The following is a 19,616-nucleotide window of genomic DNA, read 5'->3' as shown; positions in this document are numbered from 1 at the left end:
TATTTAACTTACGGGGGTGCGGTGCAGCGACCCCGGCCACGGCGAGACCGGATCGAAAAGAAGGGGTATTATTGGACTTCGCGGAACATCCGTGCCGGAACCCCGCAGATCGGGCACTTCTCCGGCGCTGCCCCGAGTTCGACGTTGCCGCAGACCGGGCAGAGGAAGATCTTCTCTACGTCGAGGTCTTTTCCTTCCCGGACGGACTCGAGCGCCTGGAGGTAGAGGTTCGCGTGCACCTCTTCGGCCTTCATGGCGTGGGTGAAGACGATTGCGGCCTCGTTCTTCCGCTCGGTCTTCGCCTCGGCGACGTACGGAGGGTACATCTCCATGAACTCATAATTCTCCCCCTCCATCGCACCTTTCAGGTTCTCTTCGGTGCTCCCGACGGCGTTCAGGATGAAGAGAAGGCGTTTCGCGTGGACGGCTTCCGCTTCGCTTGCCGCACGGAAGAGTTTCGCCACCGCGGGATATCCCTCGGCGGCTGCTTTCTCTGCAAAGACCGAGTACTTTCTGTTCGCCTGGGATTCCCCGGCGTACGCATTCTGAGCGTTCTCATCTGTCGGCATAAAAAGATCATTGTGGGACGCGCGTATTAAACCTTTCAGCTCTTCCTCCGGAAACCCTATCTCGCCGGAGCACCCACCCCGGGTTGATGCAGGTCGGGCTGGGCGGAACGCCTGGAGAACGAGAAGACCGGAAGGATACGGGTGCGACCGGCCGGAAGGTGCGGCGGATATTTCTCATCGTCCTCGCCCTGAACCTCGCTGTCGCACTCGCCAAAGCGGTCTTCGGCCTCCTCGCCGGGTCGGTGAGCATGGTGGCCGACGCCGTCCACTCGGGGTTCGATTCCTTCTCGAACGTCGTCGGGTTAGTCGCCCTCCACTTCGCAGGGAGACCTCCCGACCCCGAACACCCCTATGGTCACGGCAAGATAGAGACGCTCGGGACCCTGGTCATCGGGGCGATGCTCCTCCTGACCGCCGCCGGGATCCTTTATGAAGGATATGAGCGGCTCATCGAACCCGTCGCCCCCGATATCACCTCCGTCACCGTCGGGGTCATGCTCGCGACGCTCGTCATCAACATCGCCGTATCCACCTATGAACGGCGGAAGGGAGAGGAGTACCAGAGCCAGATCCTCATCGCCGACTCCCAGCACACGAGAAGCGACGTCTTCGTCTCGATCGCCGTCCTCGGCGGGTTTCTTGCCGTCAGGCTCGGGTTCCCGGCGGCCGACCCGCTCATCGCCTTCGCCATCGGCCTCCTCATCGCGAGGATGGGACTCTCGATCCTTTACGACGCCGCACAGGTTCTCACCGACATGATGGACCTCCCCTGCGACCCGGCGCTCATCGATGTGGTGGTGATGGACGTCCCGGGGGTGACAGGATACCATGACTTTCGGTGCCGGGGAAAACCGGATGAGATTCTCGCCGACATCCACATCGCCGTCGACCCGGCCCTCCCCGTCGCCGGGGCCCATGCGATCTCCGACGAGGTGGAGCGGCGGCTCAAAGAGGCGGTGCCGGGGCTCGTGGAGGTCGTCGTCCATATCGAGCCCGACGAATCACCGTAGGAGCCGCCCGAGTTCGCGGCCCTTCTGATACGCCGCTTCCATCACCTCCGGCCGCGTCGTGATATCCTGGACGGTGTCCATGTCGTTCTGGAGCACCTCGGCCCAGAGGGGGCAGTCGATGATCTCCCCGAACGCCTGCATGGTCGTCCTGACCCCGTCAAAGACGTTCGGGATACTCATCCCTGCGATCGATATAAAGAGCATCCTGCGCTCTTTTCGCCGCTCCGGCGAAATGAACGACTTTCCCCGGTGATATTTTGCCATGTAAAATACCTGGAACCGGTCGATGAACGACTTGAGCCTTCCCGGGACGCCCATCGTCATCACCGGGGTCGCCACGATCAGGCCGTCCATCTTCCGGAACTTCCGGAAGACCTCCGTCATCTCGTCCTCGATCAGGCAGGTATCGCTCTCTTTGCACTGGAAGAACTCCATGCAGGGCAGGACGTCCATCTGCGCGACCTCGATCTTCTCAACCCGGACACCCTCCTCCTCCACGCCCCGGATGGCCTCGTCGAGGAGGCGGGCGGTGTTCCCTTCGAGGATCGGGCTCCCGAGCAGCGCGATAACAGTCTTCGGCATGATGCAGGGTTGTCCACGACCCTATTAATAGGGTTCGGGCCCCTCCGGCACGGGCCCGGATAACCGGCCGGACCGGCCCCTTGCCCGGGTGGCAACTGCTAAATACCTTGGAATGATAGTATCGATCTGGTGATTTACTGTGGTCGAACCAGGAACCAGTAAAACGGCAAAGGCAGGAGAGAAACCGGGCCCGGGTCGCTACATCTGTATCGACTGCGGCCAGGAACTCCGCATCGACAGCACCGACGCAGACCTCGTCAAGTGCCCGACCTGCGCCTGCGAGATGTATAACTGCTTCCCGATGACTCACATCCGGCCGGATATCAAGACCCCGGAAGACGTCATGAACCCCCCGAAGAGGAAGTGATCGGGATCATAGGAAGGTGAGACGGAATGGTGAATGTATCAGCAAAAGGCGAGATCTACCACTGCGAGATCTGCGGAAATGTGGTCCAGGTGCTGGAGGCCGGCGGCGGCGAACTGGTCTGCTGCGGCGAACCGATGGTGCTTCAGGAGTGATGAGCGTGGACGAGAACCAGAAGAGTCTGGAGGGAAAGATCGGGAAAGTGCCCGAGATCTTCAAGGAGCTGAAACATACCGACCCTGACCTCTATGGCAGTGTCATGGGGCTCGATCAGGTGATCTGGGCCGACGGCGCCCTCTCGAGACAGACGAAGAAGGTCATCGCGATCGCGATCGCGGCCGCGCTCCGGGACGGGCACGCCGTCCGGGCGCAGATGGCCGGTGCCAAGAACCTTGGCGTATCGAAGGAGGAGATCGAGGAAGGGCTCAGGGTCGCGTTCCTGCTCTCGGGGATGCCGGCCTACGTCCACGGCAAGACCGCCCTCGAAGAGTACATGGGCAACCGCCCGAAGAAGTGATACCATGGAACCTGAAGAAGTTATCCAGATGCCGGTCATCGGCGAGAAAGCACCGGAGTTTGACGCGCTGACCACCCACGGGCGCCTGAAACTCTCGGACCTCAAGGGGAAGTGGGTCATCCTCTTCTCCCATCCGGCCGATTTCACGCCGGTCTGCACGACGGAGTTCATGGCGTTCGCCGCGATCGCCAATGAGCTCAAGGAACTGAACGTCCAGCTCATCGGCCTCTCGATCGACAGCGTCCACTCACACCTTGCCTGGGTTCGGAACATCAAGGAGAAGATGGGCGTCGAGATCCCGTTCCCGATCATCGCCGACCTCGACATGAAGGTCGCCAAAACCTACGGGATGCTCCACCCCGCCCAGAGCAGCACATCCACCATCAGGACGGTCTTCTTCATCGACGACAAGGGGATCATGCGCGCCATGCTCTACTACCCGATGTCGAGCGGCCGTTCGATGCCCGAGATCATCAGGCTCATAAAGGCCCTCCAGACCGCCGACAAGCACGGCGTCGCGACGCCGGCAAACTGGCAGCCCGGCGAGAAGGTGATCGTCCCGGCGCCGTCGACCCCCGAGGGGATCGAGAAGCGGATGAAGGAAGGCTACGAGTGCAAAGACTGGTACCTCTGCTTCAAGAACCTCTGAAATCTCTCTTTTTTCTCGAACCGTCGCCTAACCGGTGCAGTGGAACCGAGAAGGCCAGAGACCGCCGGACAGACCAGGGGTCGACTTCGGTACATTAATGATGCCGGAACCCCAAAACTACCTATATTCGGGGTTTTCCGGGCAGACGCCCGGCGTTTTCCCTGCGAGGAGTCCTGTGGATGTTTGAGAAGACACTGATTCCGGTCGCCTACGGAGAGAGGCCTGAAGAGGTGAAGAAGGCCGGAAGGCTCCTCAAAAGTCTCGGGGCGAGATCGGTCTGCCTCTACCACGTGAACGAACCAGGTTCGTTCTTCAGCGGAGCCGACCTCTCGTGGCTCACGCTTCTATCAGAAGAGCTCGAGGAAACGGGGCTTGTTGTGGAGATTAAGACGGGAGAAGGCCACATCGCCTCGACGATCGCGGAGACGGCGCTCCTCGAGGGTGTCGACGGCATCTACCTGAAAGCAAAGCGGCGGTGGCATATCGAGACGATGCTCCTCGGGAGCATCTCGCAGGATCTCCTCCGGCTTGCCGACGTTCCCGTATTCGTCCACAAAGCCCGACCCCGTCTCTCAGACGATGGGACGGAACCGGACTCGAGCGACCTCAGGATCCTCTACGCGACCGACCTCGATGAGGCGTCCGCCCGCCTGCTTCCCTACGTGATGGAGTTCCAGGGAGCCTGGTGCCACGTCCTCCACATCAGAGGAAGGATGGCCGATCCGATCACAGAACGGGCGAGGCGCGAGGCCGTTGATGGAGAACTGCAGGCGGTGGCAGAAGAACTCCGCCCGTACTATGAGCGTGTCACCATTGAGGCACGGATAGGAAATCCTGCCTCAGAGGTGCTCCACGTCTCCAACCAGATCGAGGCTGACATTGTCGCCCTCGGGAGGAAGAGCCCGGCGTTTCTCTCCGCCCCGATGGGGGCCATAGCGGAGCGGATCGTGATCGGATCGAGGGCTTCGATATTCCTCGTGCCGCAACCGGGGGGGCGCAATGCTTCGTGAGTACCTCAGGAGGGAGGCGGTCTTCCTCCTCTCCGCCGGGATCATCCTCCTCTTCATAGGGTTCGGGATCGCGCGGCCCAACCTCCTTGATTCGGCCTCATCCGCGGTTCACGCCGCGATCCTCGACAACTTCAGCTGGCTCTACCTCATATCGGCCTTCTTCTTCCTCGTCTTCGTGCTGGCCCTCGCATTCTCGCGCTACGGGACGATAAAACTCGGCCGCGACACCGATAAGCCGCAGTACGGGTTCTTTGGCTGGGTCGCGATGCTCTTTGCCACCGGGATGGGGATCGGACTCCTCTTCTGGGGTGTCTCTGAACCACTCGTCCACTTTCTCCAGCCGCCCCCATTCATAGAAGCCGCATCGCCCGACGCCGCCGCGTTCGCCATGCGCTACGCGTTCTTCCACTGGGGGATCCATCCGTGGGCGATCTACTCGATCGTCGGCCTCGCCGTCGCCTACTTCTCGTTCCGGCGCGGAATGCCCGGCCTCATCAGCTCCTGCTTCTACCCGATCCTCGGCGAGGGGATCTATGGGCCCGCCGGGAAGATGGTTGACGTGCTCGCGGTCTTTGCGACGGTCTTCGGGACCGCGACGTCGCTCGGGTTCGGCGCCCTCCAGATCCACAGCGGGCTCACCCATCTCTACGGGATCTCGTCCGCCATCTCCGTCACCATCGGGATCGTCGTCATCGCAACGGCACTCTTCATGGCATCCGCGATCCTCGGGGTGGAGAAAGGTGTCCAGGTCCTCTCGAAGTTCAACATCGTCCTTGCGGTAGCGCTCCTCCTCGCCATCCTGACCCTCGGCCCGGCGCCCTACATCCTTAATGTCTTCACCTCCGCCCTCGGTGGCTACGTCAACAACATCATCGACCTGAGCCTCCAGTCTTACCCGTTTGCGGGGTTCGAGTGGAGCAGGGACTGGACGGTCTTTTACTGGGCGTGGTGGATCTCGTGGTCGCCGTTCGTGGGGCTCTTCATCGCCCGCATCTCCCGGGGGCGGACCATCCGGGAGTTTGTTTTGACCGTTCTCACCATCCCGACCCTCTTTACGCTCGTCTGGTTCGCGATCTTCGGGGGGTCGGCGCTGCACCTCGAACTCGACCGGGGTGCGAACCTCGCCGCCGTCGCAGGAGAGGACGTCTCGCTTGCCCTCTTCGCGTTCCTTGAATACTATCCGTTCGCAGGGCTCCTCTCGATCGCCGCGATCTTCATCCTGCTCGTCTTCTTTGTCACATCCGCGGATTCCGCGACGGTCGTCCTCGGCTCGCTCACATCAGGCGGGGGTCTGGCCGTCCCGGTCTACAAGAAGGTCGTCTGGGGGCTCTCCCTCTCCACAGTCGCGATCGTTCTCCTCATCACCGGCGGGCTCTCGTCTCTCCAGGCGATGGCGATCCTCTCGGCATTCCCGTTCATGCTCGTGATGATCGCACTCTGCTACACGCTCGCGATCGGGTTGTCACAGGAGAATGTGTAGCGGAGGGGGAGTCCCGGCACGTTTTTACACTTCAGCCGGACAATACTTCCTATATGACCATCGACGTCCTCGCGTTCGCGACCTCCCCCCGCCGCCACGGCAACTCCGAGACCCTGCTCGACTGGGTGCTCGCGGCGATGGCGGAGGAGGGGGCTGCGACCGAGAAGATCGCCGTCACCGAGGCCGATATCCGGCCGTGTAAGGGGTGCAACCTCTGCGAGAAACTCGACCGCTGCGTCCAGCGGGACTACATGGACTACGTCTACGACCGGATCGTTGCGGCCGACTGCATCATCCTCGCGGCTCCGATCTACTGCATGGGGCTCCCGGCACAGGCAAAGGCGCTGGTCGACCGGGCACAGGTCTTCCGCTCCCGGAAGTACGTCCTCCATCTCCCGGTCGTCCCGCCCGAGCGGAAGGGGAAGCGGGTCGGGATCTTCCTCTCGACCGCCGGGCAGAACTGGGACTACGTCTTCGACGCGGCGATCCCCTCGGTGAAGTGCTTCTTTCACGTTGCCGACGTCCGAAACAAGGACCTCCGCTACCTGATGGTGAACGGCGTCGACGAGAAGGGCGCGATCGAGCGCCACCCGACCGCGAAGGCCGACGCAGAGGCTCTCGCCCGGGAGGTTGTCGTGCACCTGCGGGAGGTCGGGGTGGCATGACGGTAAAAGTCCTCGGGATCTCCGGGAGCCCCCGGCGGCACGGGAACACCGAGACGCTGCTCGATGCCGTCCTCGAGGGTGCCCGGGAGGCGGGGGGAGAGGTCGAGAAGGTCGTCCTCCGGTCGCTCGACTACACCTCGTGCCGGGGGTGCAACGCCTGTCACAAGACAGGTGTCTGCATCATAAAAGACGACCTCACAGTGGTTTTTGAGAAGATCGGCGATGCCGACGCCCTGGTCCTCGCGTCGCCCATCTACTCGATGGGGATCACGGCGGAGACGAAGGGGCTGATCGACCGCGCGCAGTACCTCTGGGCGCGCAAGTTCATCCTGAAGAACCTCTACTACGCACCCGACCACGCCCGCCGCCACAAGGGGATATTCGTCTCGACCGCGGGACTCGGGTGGGAGAATGTCTTTGATGCGGCGTTTCCCGCCGTCACCGCCTTCTTCAACACCACCGGGTTCGAGTACTGGGACAACGTCATCGCAAACGACCTCGACCGCTACGGGGGGATCGCGGGGCATCCGACAGCACTCGCGGAGGCACGGAAGAAGGGGGGGGACGTGGTCGACCTTCTCGGTGGACGGGAGTGTGCGGAGGACGCAAGACCCTGATACCCCGGTATGCCAGGGTGAATATCATTTCCACGGCACCGTACGCATGCGATGACGCCCACCGCCGCCGGGCGCACAGAGCAACAATTCTTTCCCGCCGCTCTGCAACCGTAACAGATTAATACTCCCGTATAATTCCATCCTGTATCAACCTATACCTCAGGGTAGCAGGAGGATACACGTATGACCCCCGCCGAGCCGTCGGAGTGTCTCTACGGCGCGCAGCCGGACTACCGGATACTGGAGGGTATACAGGACGCGGTCCTGGTTCTCGATGAGGACGGCCGCGTAATCTGGGCGAATGCGGGGTTCGCGCGGCTCTCGGGGTACACATCCACCGAGATAGCCGGGACAGAGCGGTTCTTCGATCTTATACCATCCGAAGACGAACGCCGGCGGCTGCAGGAATACAACGCTCTCCGGCGAGAGGATCCACTTGCAACGCCGGAGAACTACTCCATCTCGTTTCTCGATCGTTCCGGCAACGTCCACATCGTCGAGATCGCCATCGGCCTGATCCCCGGGACAGCCCGTTCGGTGATCGTGCTCAGCGACGTTACCGGGCAGAACCGCGGGGAGCAGGCGCTCCAGATCACGGAGGCGCGTACCGAGATCACGGAATGGAAGAAGGCGGAGCGAGAACTCCTGATCGGGAGGATGGCGGTGGAGTCGTCGTTTGCCGCCATCGCCATCGCCGACCTCGACGGCTACATCACGCACGTCAACCCGGCGCTGCTCGCGCTGGGCGGGCTGACCGACCCGGGAGAGGTAATCGGGCGGCATATCACGGAGTTCTGGGTGGACCCGGCCAGGGTCGAGAGGGTGCTTGCGAAGTTTGCGGAGCGCGGCAGGTGCAACGGGAAACTGGTCGGCAGAAAGGCTGACGGGACGGAATTTACCGCTCATATCACCGCGGCTCTCCTCAGGGACGACTCAGGAAACCCGATCTGCATCATGGCCACCGCCGTCGATATCAGCAAGGAGATGCAGATGGCCCGGGCGCTCCGGGAGAGCGAAGAGCGCTACCGGACGCTTACGGAACTGGCGCCGGACGTCATATTCCTCATCGATACCGAGGGGAACGCCCTCTACGTGAACAGTGCCGGCGGCCGCCTGCTCGGCGTGGACCCGGAGGGACTGCGGAGTAAGAACCACAGGGAGGTCTTCCCGCCCGATGTCACGAAGAGATGGCTCTCGATGATCCGGACGATAGCGGCGTCTCCCGGGGAGACCCTCACCGAAGAGACCCATCTCCCGGGGGACGGCGGAGGCATCTGGCTTGAGACGCATCTCTTCCCGATGGCAGAACGCGACGGTGCCGTCCGGCGGCTGCTCGGGATCAGCCGCGACGTCACCGGCCGGAAACGGGCGGAAGAGCAACTCCGGTTCCAGGCCCAGGTGCTCTCGCAGGTGGAGGATGCCGTGATCGCGGCCGACACGGATGAGAGGATCACCTACATGAACCGGGCAGCGGAGCGGCTCTACGGCGTTCCTTCCGGCGAGGCTCTCGGGAGATCCACCTCAGAACTCTTCACCATCGGGTGGCTCCGCCCGGGCGACGAAGAGGCGGCGAAGAATGCCCTCCGCTCATCCGGAACCTGGCGCGGTGTCGTCGGTCACCGGAAGAGAGATGGAGAGGTAATATCCGTCGACGAGACGCTCAGCACCTTAACCGACGATTCCGGACGGGTTACCGGGACGCTCCACTCCCTCCGCGACGTTACCGGGCAGCGGCAGGCCGAACTCGAACTCCGGATCAAGGATATGGCAATAGCGTCGGCGCTCGAAGGCATCTCTCTCTCCGACTACGACGGAAGGATCATCTACGCCAACCGCGCCTCCCTCGCCATACACGGGTGGGAGGAGGAGGAGATCATCGGGCAGCACGTCTCGGTGCTCTGGGCCGACCCGGGAGAGATGAACCAGATCGGAGAGAAACTCATCCGGGACGGCGCCTGGTCGGGCGAGGTGAAATCGCGACGAAAAGACGGCTCGACCTTCCCCATGCAGCTCTTCCTCTCTGTCGTCACCGATGAAGCGGGCAGGCGGATCTGCACGATGGGGTCGGGGATCGAGATCACCGAACGCAAGCAGGCCGAGCAGGAACTCCGGATCAGGGATATGGCGATAGCGTCATCATTGAGCGCGTTCGCCGTCGCCGACCTCGACGGCCGCCTGATCTACGTCAACCGGGCGTTTCTCTCCATGTGGGGCTACGACTCCCCGACCGAGGTGATCGGGAAGCGGGTCACGGAACTCTGGCAGAACGAGGAAGAGAGCCGAAGTGCGTTTGAGAACGTCGTCCGCACCGGCAGGCACACCGGAGAACGGATCGGCAGAAGGCGGGATGAAACGACGTTTTATGCCATGTTCTCCGGAAGCCTGGTCAGGGACGGCGACGGAGTTCCCCTCTGCATCACGGCTTCGCTCACCGACATCACCAGCCAGAAACAGGCCGAGGCGGAGATCCAGGCCCATAACCGGGAACTCTCGATCCTGAACAGGATCATCGGGGTATCGGCGTCCGCAACGGATGTCGATGAGGTCCTGGAACGGGTGCTCGCGGCGATCCTCTCCCTCCTCGATCTCTCCGGCGGCGGCATCTACCTGATCGAACCGGGGAGGGAGAGAGCGCGGCTCGTCTGCGTGCAGAGTCTTCCTGATGGCTTTTCTCCGCAGCCGTGCATCCCCGACATCACCGTGCAGCCCTACGTGGAGGTGCTGGTGGCAGGAAACCCCCTCTTCTTCGACGATCACCCGGATCTCCGCTACCCGGGGGAGGGGACACCGCACCAGTATGCGAGCATCCCGATCACGGCGCACGGGAAGGTCATTGGGGCGCTGAATGTGGTCTCCGGGGAGGGCAAGCGGTTCACCGCCGCCGACCGCTCCATCCTTACGGCCATCGGAAGGGAGATCGGCACCTCCGTCGAGCGCACCCTGCTGATCCGGCAGCTTGAGATGGCCGAACGGGAGGCAAACCTCTACCTCGACATCCTCGGCCATGACATCAGGAACGCCGAGAACGTCTCGGGCCTCTACGCCGATCTCCTCGTCGATATGCTCGAAGGGAAAGGAAGAGACCACGCACAGAAACTTCAGAGCAGTATCCGCAAAAGCGTCGAGATTCTGCGGAACGTCTCGACAATCCGCCGGATCCACAAGGAATCGGCGGTGCTCGTTCCGGTAGACCTCGACGGGGTTATCCGGGACGAGATCGCGATCTTCCCCGGGAGCCGGATCCGTTACGGCGGCACGAATCTCGCGGTCATGGCCGACGCGCTCCTTCCCGAGGTCTTCACGAACCTGATCGGGAACGCCATCAAGTTCGGGGGAGCGGAGGTCGAGGTCACCATCCGGGTGGAGGAGAACGACGGCGAGGTCATGGTTGTTGTCGAGGACACCGGGCCGGGGATTCCCGATGCGATGAAAGACGCCATATTCATGCGATTCGGGCAGAGCCGGAACTGCAAAAGCGGCCAGGGTCTCGGGCTCTATATCACCCGGATGCTGATTACGCGTTACGGCGGCCGGGTATGGGTCGGCGACCGGGCGCCGGGCCGGCCGGAGTGCGGCGCGGTGTTCCGGTTCACGCTGAAGAAGGCCTGAAAAAGTGGTTGCTCAGAGGAGGAGCGACCAGACGAGGAGCCCGAGCGAGGCGATCATAAGGACCGCGAAGATGACCGGGTTCCAGGAGAGAACCTTGCGGCCGTCGAGAACGCTGATCGGAAGCATGTTGAAGGTCGCGATCATCGCGTTGATCCGGAGCCCGATTGAGCCCACTTCACTGAGGAACCCGCCGCCGGATAGAAGCACGAGAGCCGCGAAAGGTATGCAGAGGAGGAGGTTCGTGATCGGGCCTGCCGCCGATATCCGTCCGTTCTCCGTCCGGGTAGGGTTTCCGTTGATGTAGGTTGCTCCCGGCACTGCGAAGACAACTTGGACGAGCGCTGCCATCACAACAGCGACGAGGAGCATCTGGTTGTCCTTCTGGAACTCCGCCCAGTAACCGTAGCGCATCGCGGCGAACTTATGCGCCAGCTCGTGCAGGACGAAGGCGACGCCCACCGTGACGAGCGACATCACGAAGTAGAAGACGAGCCCGATCGGGTCCACGCCGCCCCGGATGTAGATCAGGGTGAAGGCGATCGATATGGCGAGCCACGCGATCAGGAGGTCCCGACGTTCGCGTAGCGGTATTCGTTCCAGCATTCGGTATCAGGTTTGTTCCGGCACGGTAATATCTTTCTCCCCGGGTGGGCCCGTCAGGTTTATTCCCCGGCCGCGGCCTATCATGTAGTATGACTCTGGATGCCGTCAGGAACGAGATCCGCGAGATCGATGAACGGATCATCGACCTCATCGCACAGCGGCAGAGGCTGGCGGTGAGGATCGCCCGGATCAAGCAGGAGGAGGGGCTTTCCATCCACGATCCAGCGCAACGAAAGGCGGTCCTCGACCGGGTCTTCGCCTACGCCGTCGAGAGCCGGATCGACCCGGTCGCCGTCAGGAGCATCTTCGAGCTCCTGGTCGGGATGAGCGAGGAGCGGCAGCGGGGATGCAGCGGCGACGGCAACCTGCCGTGAGAGGGAAGGTACGGGTTTCCGGGATCCAGGGGCAAGCCCCGGGCCCTGCGGTACGGTCTGAAGAAAAAGGGGTTATAGGGTGAGCATCGTCCCGACGCCCAGGTCGGTGAAGAGTTCGAGGAGCAGGTTGTGCTCCTTGTTGCCGTTCACGACGTGGGCGCTCGTGACGCCGCTCCGGACCGCCTTCATGCACCCGTCGAGCTTCGGGATCATCCCGCCGGCGATGATCCCCTCGCCGATCATCGCCTCCGCTTCAGCGAGCGAGAGGCGGTGATAGACCATCGTCCGTTCGGCGTTCATCACGCCGTCGACGTCTGTGAGGTTGATCAACTTGAAGGCCTTGAGAGCGATCGCGATCTCCGCGGCCGCCGTATCGGCGTTGATGTTCAGGTTCCGGCCCTGCCGGTCGAGGGCGATCGGGGCCACGACCGGGATATAGTTCTGGGTGAGGAGGCCGTTGAGCAACTCGGGGTCGACCTCCTCGATCTCGCCGACCATGCCGAGGTCCACCTCCTCGACGGTCTCCCCGACCTTCACCCGCTGGGGCTCCATCTTCCGGGCGATGAGGAGGTTGCCGTCGTTGCCGGAGATCCCGACCGCCCGGGTGCCGCAGTTTGCGATGAGGGCGACGATCCCGGCGTTGATCTTGCCCACCAGGACCATCTGGGCGATCTCGAGCGTCTCGGCGTCGGTGATCCGGAGGCCGCCGACGAATCTGGGTTCTTTCCCCATCGCCTGCATCTTCGCGGTGATCTCGGGGCCGCCGCCGTGAACCAGGACGACCTTCATCCCCACGTAGCGCAGGAGGACGGCGTCCCGGATCACGGTATTCAGGATGTTCTGGTCGACCATCGCGTGGCCGCCGAGTTTGATCACGATCGTCTTGCCGTAAAACTTCTGGATATAAGGGAGTGCCTCCATCAGCACGTCTTCTCGTTTCATGTCGTGTACTTCCCGTTGATCTCCACGTACTTCTCCGTGAGGTCGCACCCCCACGCCGTTGCTAATCCGTCGCCCGCGGCGAGGTCGAGGTCGAACGCGACCGTGCTTCCCCGCATCGCGGCCTTCGCCTGCACGAGATCGGCGACGATCTCGCCGCGGAGGACGAGCGGCGTATCCCCGACCGAGAGCGAGACGGCGTAGGGGTCGAACGCCACGCCGGCCCTCCCTGCGGCCGCGACCACCCTCCCCCAGTTCGGGTCTTCGCCGTAGATCGCGGTCTTGACGAGCGGGGAGGCGACGACCGTCCGTGCCACCTCTGCGGCGGCGTCCTCATCGGGAGCGCCGCGGACGGTCACCTCGAGGAGTTTCGTCGCCCCCTCGCCGTCGCGGGCGATCTGGACGGCAAGGTCGCGGCAGACGGCCTCGATGGCGGTTGCGAGCTCGGCACGGTCCACCTTCCCGGCGGCGCCGGTCGCGGTGCAGAAGGCGACGTCGTTCGTGCTCGTGTCGCCGTCGACGACGACCCGGTTGAACGACCGCCGGGTCGCCGTGCGGAGGATATCCTGCAGCACTGGTCCCTCGACCTCGGCGTCCGTATAGAGGAACGCGAGCATCGTCCCCATGTTCGGGGCGATCATCCCGCTCCCCTTGGTGATCCCACCGACGGCAAACGTCTCCGTCTCGACGAGGGCGTGTTTAGGGAAGGTGTCGGTCGTCATGATCGCCCGTGCCGCCGCGTCCTCGGCATCGGCACTATGGGCAAGGAGCGGCGCGACCCGCCCGCACTGATCCGTTATGAGCGGGAGGTTGAGGTAGCGCCCGATCACCCCGGTGCTCGCGACACCGACCGACTCCGCATCGAGGCCGAGCGCTCCGCCCGCGATCTCGCACATCTCCACGGCGTCGCGGTAGCCCCGCTCGCCGGTGTAGGCGTTCGCGCACCCGCTGTTGACGACGACGGCGTCGAGAGTCCCCCGGCGCATCCGCTCCATCATCACCTCGACCGGGGCCGCCCGGGCCCGGTTCGTGGTGAAGACCCCGGCCGCGGTCCCGCTCGCCCGGATCAGGGCGAGCCCGTATTTCCCTTCCTTGATCCCGGCGGCGCTGACGCCCTCGACTCCACATATACTCTTCATGACCCCTCCTCCGAAGACATCCCGATACCCCGGACGATATCCGCCCGGGTGACGATCCCGACCAGCCGCCCGTCGCGGAGGACCGGGAGGCGGGCGATCCCCTCGTGGAGCATCTGGGATGCCGCATCGGTGATATCGGCATCCTCGTCGATGGCGACGACCGGGCTGCTCATCACGCGCCGGACCTCCAGGCTCCCGATATCGGTGAGCGCCCGCTTCGTCTTCTCCCAGTTGATGAACTCCCTGACCGGGACCTCGATGATCTCGAGCGGCGAGGGGAGCCAGAGGTCGTCGGAGATCTCGCCGACATCGAGGAGCGAGAGGATGTCCGTCTCGGTGACGATACCCGCCACCCGGTCGCCGTCCATCACGGGGAGCCCGCCGATATGGTACTTCCTGAGCAGTCCCGCCGCTTCGCTCACCGGCGAGTCGACCCGGACGGTCACCGGGTCCGGAGTCATGATCTCCCTGACAAGCATTGCCATCTCATCACCTCAGGGGAGCATCCCGGCGGAGCGGAGCCCGGTGTCTTCCGCAAACCCGCACATCAGGTTCATGTTCTGGATCGCCTGGCCGCTCGCGCCCTTGACCAGGTTGTCGATCGCCGAGACCGCGACGACCCGGTCGCCCTCGCTCTCGACGGCGACGTCGCAGAAGTTCGTCCCGCGGACGGCCGCAAGGGTCGGCCGCTGGTAGCGGACGAAGAACTCGTCGGCGTAGAACTTCCGGTAGAGCGCCTCGACCTCCTTCTGCTCCATCGGCTCATCGAGGAGGATGTGGGCCGTCGTCAGGATGCCCCGGTTCACCGGGAGGAGGTGGGGCGTGAAGTAGCACCGGGCGGTCGAGCCGAGCCGGGCGACCTCCTGCTTCATCTCCACGAGGTGCCGGTGGGTCGTCCACTTATAGGCGCTGAAGTTGTCGCCGACATTCGCGTAGTGGGTGGTCGCGGAGGGGGTGTTCCCCGCGCCCGAGACCCCGGTCTTCGAGTCGTAGATGATGGTGTGGGCGAGTTTCGCGAGCGGCGCCGCCGCAAGCGTCGCACCGGTCGGGAAGCAGCCCGGGTTCGCGACGAAGGCGGCTCCCCTGACCTCTTCCCGGTGGAGTTCGGGGATGCCGTAGGGCGCCTCGAAGTAGGCCGTATGGGTCACGCCGTAGGTCTTCTCGTAGACATCCTTCGCAAGACGGTAGTCAGCCGAGAGGTCGACGGTCTTTATCCCCCGCTCCGCAAGCGTCCCGGCAACCTTCATCGCTGCCGTGTGGGGGACAGCGAGGAAGGCGAAGTCGGCATCGATATCGCCGGCCTCGGTGTTCCGAAAGACGAGATCGGTCAGCCCCAGGAGATGGGGGTGCACCGAGGCGACGGGGGTGCCGTCCAACTTCCGGGATGTCGCGGCGACGACGTCCGCGGACGGGTGCTGCAGCAGGAGCCGCATCAGTTCGCCCCCGGTGTATCCGGATGCACCGATGATCGCAATTTCCATAAGAGAGAGGTGTCTTTTATAGAATCTTAAGGCTTTGGGGCTGAAGGGGCGAAGCGGGAAGTTCCCGGCCTTTAGGCCGGGGATGAAAGCGGAGCCATCCATCTTCCACTTTCGCCCTGCACGGATCACGTATATCTTCTTTCGGATAAACTCTCTCGTTGTCTATGCTTATTTCCTACAAGTATCGAGCGTATCCAGATGCAACCGCTGAGGCGCGATTGAATACCGCACTCGATACCTGTCGGTGGCTCTACAACAAACTCCTCGAAGAGTGCACTACCGCACGAGAGGCCGGGATCACTCCGGCGATGCGAGGAATGCAGGCGCGGATCGTCACGTTGAAAGAGAAGAACCCATTTCTAAAGGACGTGTACTCCAAAGTGCTTCAGATGGTGAACTACACTCTCTGGAGTAACATCCGTGCTCTGTCGCAGACAAAGAAGAGAGGACGCACGATCGGCAAACTCCGGTTCAAGAGTGCATCCCGGTACCGCACACTCAACTACAACCAGTCCGGGTTCAAGATCGACCGTGGACATCGTTCGATCACGTTCTCGAAGGTCGGGACAGTCCCATTCAAGATGCACCGACCATACTCGGGGGAGGTGAAGGGCATCCTGATCACCCGTTCTGGTGATAGATGGTACGTGATCATCCAGGCAGAGCGGGGGCCTTCTGAATCAAAGCGTGAAGGGCGGTCTGTCGGGATCGATGTTGGTCTGAACGCATTTGCGGTCGATAGCGACGGCGCGGTAATTGAGAACCCTCGGTTCTATGAGCACTCGCTCGACCGGATCAGGAAATTACAGCAGAATATTGCCCGGAAACAACGGTTCTCGAAAAATTGGGAGAAGACAAAAAGAAAACTGGAGGAGGTGTATGAGCATATCACGAACCAGAAGAACGATTTCCTGCACAAACTCTCCCGCCAGTATGTTGACGCCTACGTAGCGATCTGCGTCGAAGACCTGAATATCAAGGAACTGAAAGAGAACGGCAAATCGTGCGGGCTTCGGAGAAGTATCCACAGTGCGTCATGGGGACGATTCTATTCTTACCTCTCGTACAAGGCTGAAAGTGCCGGTACGAACTTCATTCAAATCGATCCCCGGAATACAACGCAGATGTGTTCAAACTGCGGAAGTATCGTGAAAAAGGATCTCTCTGTGAGAGTCCACGATTGCCCATATTGTGGGTTTGTTGCCGATAGAGATTACAATGCGGCGGTGAATATCCACCGCGTGGGGATGGAACAGCCCTTTGAGCCTGGGGAGCCAATACCGCTACATCACGTTTCTGTGATGCAAGTGTTGGCCATGAAACAGGAAGCCCCGCCCGAGAGCGCTGGGTAGTTCACGGCTTTGTGGTGCAGCGTTCGTAGAGGCGGGCGGCCACGGACTCGATCTCGTCTCTTCCCTCGAGTCCTTCGAGGAGATCCTGCGGGAGGGCGGATCTCCCGTAGACGGCGCCCGCGTATGCGCCGCAGATGAGCGCGATGGTATCGGTGTTCCCCCCTACGTGCGCCGCGGTGGTGAGGAGGGCGGTGACGTCCTTGATCCGGCTGATCAGGAAGAAGGCGAGCGGGACGGTCTGGTAGACGGTGACGTCGTTTCCGATCACCGAGAGGGCGCTCTCGAGGCTGATCCCCTCGTCTGCGAGGCGGACGGCGTCGCGGATCTTGTTGCCGAGGGCGACGTCTTCGAGGCTCGCATGCTTCCCGGCAAGAGCGAGGGCGTCCGAACGGCCGCGGACGGCGTGGTGGACGAGCATCGCGACGGTGACCGCTCCCGCGTGGGCCGCCGGGTGGGTGTGGGTGATGCTGCAGGCCTGGACCACCCGCTCGGTGACGTCGATGGGGTCGCCGTAGAGGAGGCCGAACGGGACGGCGATCCCGGTGCAGCCTGCCGTGTTGGAGGCGACACCGCCCGGTTTGCCGGAGAGGAGGAGGTGGCGGCACGCGGCGTCCACAGCGCCGTCGGGAAACCGGAGTTCCTCGTGCATGTACATCTTCGCAAGGGCGGCCGCGTAGGCACTCTCCGAGTAGGTGCCGTCGGCGAGCATCCCGGCCATAAGAAGCATCATCTGGGTGTCGTCGGTGAACTGTCCGGGTTTCAGCCCGGCGTTCGGGTGTCCCCGCCAGGCACGGCGGTAGCCCTCGTGGAGGCGCTGGAAGTCGGGCGGCGTACTCTCCCGCGCCATGCCGAGCGCGTCCCCGATGGCGGCCCCGAGGAGGCAGCCCTTGAACTGGTCGAGCATTTACGTAGTATCTACGTAAGGTTGGTCTTAAGGGTTGTTGTTCGACGCGCGGGGAGAACGGGGGCGGGCCGGGTTTATCTCCGGCCCTCCGTTTTATGCCCATCCAGACTGCGCATCACGATGCCCATAATCAGGCAGATGACCGCTGTACCGAAGAGAACCTCCAGGTACAGCCCGGCCTGCAACCCTAAAGAGAAGAACCCCTCATACCCGGGCACCCCGGCGGTTCCGATCGCCTCTGCAAGAGCATCGAAGAGTATGCCGAGGAAGGGCAATTTTTCCGCGAAGACTGGCGGTGCGGAGCCGGGTAGTTTATCGGGACCCACGAGTTGGGCAATCAGGAACGGCACCTGGAGCAGCGATCCGGCTGCAGCACATAGTCTTCTGCCGTTCATAGCAACGTTTCCGAACAGAAAATACGCTGTCGCCACGGCAGATGCCGAGACCGTAACCATCGAGAGCAGGATTATCCCGGATACCAGCGGGCCGGCGGGAGCGCCTGCGTAAACCGTGGCGATCGTGCCGGACGCCACCGCCACGATCCCTATCCCGAGCGAAACCGCCGGGCGCCGCTTTTCCTGTCCCAGCTTCCCGACCAGGGTTATGAGAGCGAACGGCCACGCGAGGACGAAGGCGACGGCCGGAAAGATGAGCAGACTCACGGCGCGTCCTTCCCGCGGGACCTCCGGACGAGGAAGTACCCAACCGCGAGCGCGATCACGGCCCCGAGAGCACACCCGAGGAGCACGGGGTTGTAGAAGATGGTGGACGCACTTTCGGAACCGTGATACGTCGTCGTATCTGCGGGATCCGCAAGGACGGTTTGCCGGGCATTCTCCAGATCGGCTGCCGATGCCCCACCGCTTGTCGGGTCGGCCTGCACGTCTCCACCCGGGGCCGTGGCTGCATGCGCAATACCGCTGCCGGCCAGGATGAAGAGCAGCAGAGCGATGCTGATCAACCCTCTCCGGCCGGTATTATTCATGAATCGTCTTTCGTTCATCGATCTTCTCACCTGCCGGCGCGTCCCGGGATACCGATCCCGGTATTCACGGTGGAGACGTCGACGCTCTCCTATAAACCTTTTCTGTGCCGCGCGGCTACACGTCGAGCCCGCCCGATCAATCTCCGACCCAAACCCAGCCGTAATGCGCCGGGAACCCGGGCCGCGGCGGGAGGCGGAAGGAGTCCCCGCCCCGGCAGAGCCGCGGCCGTTCCGGTCATCACTCGACGATCGATGAGGCGACCTTCGTTATCTCATCCTCAGGGAGGTTCCCCGTCATGCAGAAGGCAGCGTCGTTCCACTCCCACCGGAACAGCCAGAGAGAGTCCTCCGAGCGGTCGTCGTTCTCGTAAACCAATCGGCCCAGGATGCCGTTACCCTGGACGATCCACTCTTTGCTCCCGGCGACCGCCGGACCGGGGCAGGTGGTGTCAGGAGAGGAGAGCCTCGTTACCCGGAGATCGCCGGCGGTGCCGGTGTAGGTAAGCGTGATGCTGCCGTCGGTGGAGCGGACGGCGTTTCCGAAGGCGTAATCGTCCGGGAGGTAGGACGGTTCGGGGATATCGGGGCCGAAGACCTCGCGGGCCTCGGCGAGCGTGCCCGCGTGTTCCGGTACGGTCTCCTTGGTGCCGGTGCAGCCGGCAGCGGTAAGGAGGCAGCAGAGCAGGAGAAGGGCAGGGAGAATATTCTTCATGATGGTTCCTCGGGATATCCGGTGCGGAAGAGAGCCGCGCTCCCTTGCGGGGGGT

23 protein-coding genes are annotated in these 19,616 nt (G+C 62.8%); 12 read left to right on the top strand and 11 right to left on the bottom strand.

Translation table 11 applies throughout. From position 1 onward, the window contains the following. Positions 1-68: 68 nt before the first annotated feature. A complete protein-coding gene (locus FKB36_RS01105) occupies positions 69-569 on the bottom strand; it encodes a rubrerythrin family protein (RefSeq protein WP_261596182.1) in 501 nt (166 codons plus the stop codon). A gap of 86 nt (positions 570-655) precedes the next feature. Between FKB36_RS01105 and FKB36_RS01100 the strand changes: the two genes are divergently transcribed. Next, entirely contained in the window at positions 656-1,579 is a 924-nt protein-coding gene (locus FKB36_RS01100) for a cation diffusion facilitator family transporter (protein ID WP_261596181.1), read from the top strand. Here the strand turns inward: FKB36_RS01100 and FKB36_RS01095 are convergent. Then, on the bottom strand, positions 1,571-2,161 hold the full coding sequence (locus FKB36_RS01095; RefSeq protein ID WP_261596180.1) for a flavodoxin family protein: 591 nt from the start codon (positions 2,159-2,161) through the stop codon (positions 1,571-1,573). The two genes, FKB36_RS01100 and FKB36_RS01095, sit on opposite strands and share 9 nt — an antisense overlap. Positions 2,162-2,300: 139 nt before the next feature. Between FKB36_RS01095 and FKB36_RS01090 the strand changes: the two genes are divergently transcribed. From FKB36_RS01090 to FKB36_RS01050, 9 genes are all read left to right on the top strand, one after another. Continuing rightward, positions 2,301-2,528, top strand: coding sequence for a zinc ribbon-containing protein (locus FKB36_RS01090; RefSeq protein ID WP_261596179.1), 228 nt, complete (start codon positions 2,301-2,303; stop codon positions 2,526-2,528). 26 nt (positions 2,529-2,554) lie between these two features. After that, positions 2,555-2,680, top strand: a complete 126-nt coding sequence (locus tag FKB36_RS01085) for a desulfoferrodoxin FeS4 iron-binding domain-containing protein (protein WP_261596178.1) — start codon at positions 2,555-2,557, stop codon at positions 2,678-2,680. A 5-nt stretch (positions 2,681-2,685) separates the two neighbouring features. Further along, complete coding sequence (locus tag FKB36_RS01080; RefSeq protein ID WP_261596177.1) at positions 2,686-3,042, top strand: carboxymuconolactone decarboxylase family protein; 357 nt, start codon at positions 2,686-2,688, stop codon at positions 3,040-3,042. 4 nt (positions 3,043-3,046) lie between these two features. After that, entirely contained in the window at positions 3,047-3,691 is a 645-nt protein-coding gene (locus tag FKB36_RS01075) for a peroxiredoxin (protein WP_261596176.1), read from the top strand. Positions 3,692-3,870: 179 nt separating this feature from the next. Continuing rightward, positions 3,871-4,701 carry a universal stress protein gene (locus FKB36_RS01070; protein WP_261596175.1) on the top strand — a complete coding sequence of 277 codons (831 nt, stop codon included), beginning with the start codon at positions 3,871-3,873 and terminating at the stop codon, positions 4,699-4,701. Further along, entirely contained in the window at positions 4,691-6,181 is a 1,491-nt protein-coding gene (locus FKB36_RS01065) for a BCCT family transporter (protein ID WP_261596174.1), read from the top strand. Before FKB36_RS01070 ends, FKB36_RS01065 begins: the two co-directional genes overlap by 11 nt. 53 nt (positions 6,182-6,234) lie before the next feature. Next, positions 6,235-6,846: a flavodoxin family protein gene (locus tag FKB36_RS01060; RefSeq protein WP_261596173.1), complete on the top strand. Its 612-nt coding sequence runs from the start codon at positions 6,235-6,237 to the stop codon at positions 6,844-6,846. Further along, positions 6,843-7,463 carry a flavodoxin family protein gene (locus tag FKB36_RS01055; protein WP_261596172.1) on the top strand — a complete coding sequence of 207 codons (621 nt, stop codon included), beginning with the start codon at positions 6,843-6,845 and terminating at the stop codon, positions 7,461-7,463. The genes FKB36_RS01060 and FKB36_RS01055 overlap by 4 nt, the downstream gene beginning before the upstream one ends. Before the next feature lie 183 nt (positions 7,464-7,646). After that, positions 7,647-11,072 carry a sensor histidine kinase gene (locus tag FKB36_RS01050; protein WP_261596171.1) on the top strand — a complete coding sequence of 1,142 codons (3,426 nt, stop codon included), beginning with the start codon at positions 7,647-7,649 and terminating at the stop codon, positions 11,070-11,072. Between the two features lie 12 nt (positions 11,073-11,084). Here the strand turns inward: FKB36_RS01050 and FKB36_RS01045 are convergent, their stop codons facing one another. After that, positions 11,085-11,675, bottom strand: coding sequence for a site-2 protease family protein (locus FKB36_RS01045; protein ID WP_261596170.1), 591 nt, complete (start codon positions 11,673-11,675; stop codon positions 11,085-11,087). A gap of 89 nt (positions 11,676-11,764) precedes the next feature. Between FKB36_RS01045 and FKB36_RS01040 the strand changes: the two genes are divergently transcribed. After that, on the top strand, positions 11,765-12,049 hold the full coding sequence (locus tag FKB36_RS01040; protein ID WP_261596169.1) for a chorismate mutase: 285 nt from the start codon (positions 11,765-11,767) through the stop codon (positions 12,047-12,049). A 72-nt stretch (positions 12,050-12,121) separates the two neighbouring features. Here FKB36_RS01040 and argB read toward each other — a convergent pair whose 3' ends face one another. The 4 genes from argB to argC are packed head-to-tail and all read right to left on the bottom strand — an operon-like array spanning position 12,122 to position 15,608. Further along, positions 12,122-12,991: an acetylglutamate kinase gene (gene argB / locus FKB36_RS01035; protein WP_261596168.1), complete on the bottom strand. Its 870-nt coding sequence runs from the start codon at positions 12,989-12,991 to the stop codon at positions 12,122-12,124. Next, on the bottom strand, positions 12,988-14,127 hold the full coding sequence (gene argJ, locus FKB36_RS01030) for a bifunctional glutamate N-acetyltransferase/amino-acid acetyltransferase ArgJ (protein WP_261596167.1): 1,140 nt from the start codon (positions 14,125-14,127) through the stop codon (positions 12,988-12,990). Before argJ ends, argB begins: the two co-directional genes overlap by 4 nt. After that, positions 14,124-14,606 (bottom strand): CBS domain-containing protein, encoded by a 483-nt coding sequence (locus FKB36_RS01025; RefSeq protein ID WP_261596647.1) that lies wholly within the window; start codon positions 14,604-14,606, stop codon positions 14,124-14,126. The genes argJ and FKB36_RS01025 overlap by 4 nt, the downstream gene beginning before the upstream one ends. A gap of 15 nt (positions 14,607-14,621) precedes the next feature. Continuing rightward, positions 14,622-15,608, bottom strand: coding sequence for an N-acetyl-gamma-glutamyl-phosphate reductase (gene argC, locus FKB36_RS01020; protein WP_261596166.1), 987 nt, complete (start codon positions 15,606-15,608; stop codon positions 14,622-14,624). A gap of 164 nt (positions 15,609-15,772) precedes the next feature. Between argC and FKB36_RS01015 the strand changes: the two genes are divergently transcribed. Continuing rightward, positions 15,773-16,960 (top strand): RNA-guided endonuclease InsQ/TnpB family protein, encoded by a 1,188-nt coding sequence (locus tag FKB36_RS01015; RefSeq protein WP_261596165.1) that lies wholly within the window; start codon positions 15,773-15,775, stop codon positions 16,958-16,960. Between the two features lies 1 nt (position 16,961). On the opposite strand, the gene FKB36_RS01010 is transcribed toward FKB36_RS01015, so the two are convergent. The 4 genes from FKB36_RS01010 to FKB36_RS00995 form a co-directional block, all read right to left on the bottom strand. Next, the gene (locus FKB36_RS01010; protein WP_261596164.1) at positions 16,962-17,864 is read right to left on the bottom strand and encodes an ADP-ribosylglycohydrolase family protein; all 903 of its coding nucleotides are present in this window, start codon (positions 17,862-17,864) and stop codon (positions 16,962-16,964) included. 74 nt (positions 17,865-17,938) lie between these two features. After that, positions 17,939-18,526, bottom strand: coding sequence for a hypothetical protein (locus FKB36_RS01005; RefSeq protein ID WP_261596163.1), 588 nt, complete (start codon positions 18,524-18,526; stop codon positions 17,939-17,941). Further along, positions 18,523-18,867, bottom strand: a complete 345-nt coding sequence (locus FKB36_RS01000; RefSeq protein WP_261596162.1) for a hypothetical protein — start codon at positions 18,865-18,867, stop codon at positions 18,523-18,525. The genes FKB36_RS01005 and FKB36_RS01000 overlap by 4 nt, the downstream gene beginning before the upstream one ends. 220 nt (positions 18,868-19,087) lie before the next feature. Further along, positions 19,088-19,561 (bottom strand): DUF4367 domain-containing protein, encoded by a 474-nt coding sequence (locus FKB36_RS00995; RefSeq protein ID WP_261596161.1) that lies wholly within the window; start codon positions 19,559-19,561, stop codon positions 19,088-19,090. Positions 19,562-19,616 lie beyond the last annotated feature (55 nt).

The sequence above is a fragment of the Methanoculleus formosensis genome (assembly GCF_025384765.1).
GTDB classification, from domain to species: Archaea; Halobacteriota; Methanomicrobia; order Methanomicrobiales; family Methanoculleaceae; genus Methanoculleus; species Methanoculleus formosensis.
The sequence above is the reverse complement of the archived record's forward strand: the minus strand, read 5'-3'. Positions and strand labels throughout refer to the sequence as shown.

Excerpts from the sequence above, each read along its gene's own strand:
- FKB36_RS01070 (WP_261596175.1), top strand. The coding sequence starts at position 3,871 with ATGTTTGAGAAGACACTGATTCCGGTCGCCTACGGAGAGAGGCCTGAA.
- FKB36_RS01065 (WP_261596174.1), top strand. The coding sequence starts at position 4,691 with ATGCTTCGTGAGTACCTCAGGAGGGAGGCGGTCTTCCTCCTCTCCGCC.
- FKB36_RS01025 (WP_261596647.1), bottom strand. The coding sequence starts at position 14,606 with ATGCTTGTCAGGGAGATCATGACTCCGGACCCGGTGACCGTCCGGGTC.
- argJ (WP_261596167.1), bottom strand. The coding sequence starts at position 14,127 with ATGAAGAGTATATGTGGAGTCGAGGGCGTCAGCGCCGCCGGGATCAAG.
- FKB36_RS01075 (WP_261596176.1), top strand. The coding sequence starts at position 3,047 with ATGGAACCTGAAGAAGTTATCCAGATGCCGGTCATCGGCGAGAAAGCA.
- FKB36_RS01045 (WP_261596170.1), bottom strand. The coding sequence starts at position 11,675 with ATGCTGGAACGAATACCGCTACGCGAACGTCGGGACCTCCTGATCGCG.
- FKB36_RS01100 (WP_261596181.1), top strand. The coding sequence starts at position 656 with ATGCAGGTCGGGCTGGGCGGAACGCCTGGAGAACGAGAAGACCGGAAG.
- argB (WP_261596168.1), bottom strand. The coding sequence starts at position 12,991 with ATGAAACGAGAAGACGTGCTGATGGAGGCACTCCCTTATATCCAGAAG.
- FKB36_RS01085 (WP_261596178.1), top strand. The coding sequence starts at position 2,555 with ATGGTGAATGTATCAGCAAAAGGCGAGATCTACCACTGCGAGATCTGC.
- FKB36_RS01015 (WP_261596165.1), top strand. The coding sequence starts at position 15,773 with ATGCTTATTTCCTACAAGTATCGAGCGTATCCAGATGCAACCGCTGAG.
- FKB36_RS00995 (WP_261596161.1), bottom strand. The coding sequence starts at position 19,561 with ATGAAGAATATTCTCCCTGCCCTTCTCCTGCTCTGCTGCCTCCTTACC.
- FKB36_RS01010 (WP_261596164.1), bottom strand. The coding sequence starts at position 17,864 with ATGCTCGACCAGTTCAAGGGCTGCCTCCTCGGGGCCGCCATCGGGGAC.
- argC (WP_261596166.1), bottom strand. The coding sequence starts at position 15,608 with ATGGAAATTGCGATCATCGGTGCATCCGGATACACCGGGGGCGAACTG.
- FKB36_RS01095 (WP_261596180.1), bottom strand. The coding sequence starts at position 2,161 with ATGCCGAAGACTGTTATCGCGCTGCTCGGGAGCCCGATCCTCGAAGGG.
- FKB36_RS01105 (WP_261596182.1), bottom strand. The coding sequence starts at position 569 with ATGCCGACAGATGAGAACGCTCAGAATGCGTACGCCGGGGAATCCCAG.
- FKB36_RS01040 (WP_261596169.1), top strand. The coding sequence starts at position 11,765 with ATGACTCTGGATGCCGTCAGGAACGAGATCCGCGAGATCGATGAACGG.
- FKB36_RS01050 (WP_261596171.1), top strand. The coding sequence starts at position 7,647 with ATGACCCCCGCCGAGCCGTCGGAGTGTCTCTACGGCGCGCAGCCGGAC.
- FKB36_RS01055 (WP_261596172.1), top strand. The coding sequence starts at position 6,843 with ATGACGGTAAAAGTCCTCGGGATCTCCGGGAGCCCCCGGCGGCACGGG.
- FKB36_RS01060 (WP_261596173.1), top strand. The coding sequence starts at position 6,235 with ATGACCATCGACGTCCTCGCGTTCGCGACCTCCCCCCGCCGCCACGGC.
- FKB36_RS01000 (WP_261596162.1), bottom strand. The coding sequence starts at position 18,867 with ATGAACGAAAGACGATTCATGAATAATACCGGCCGGAGAGGGTTGATC.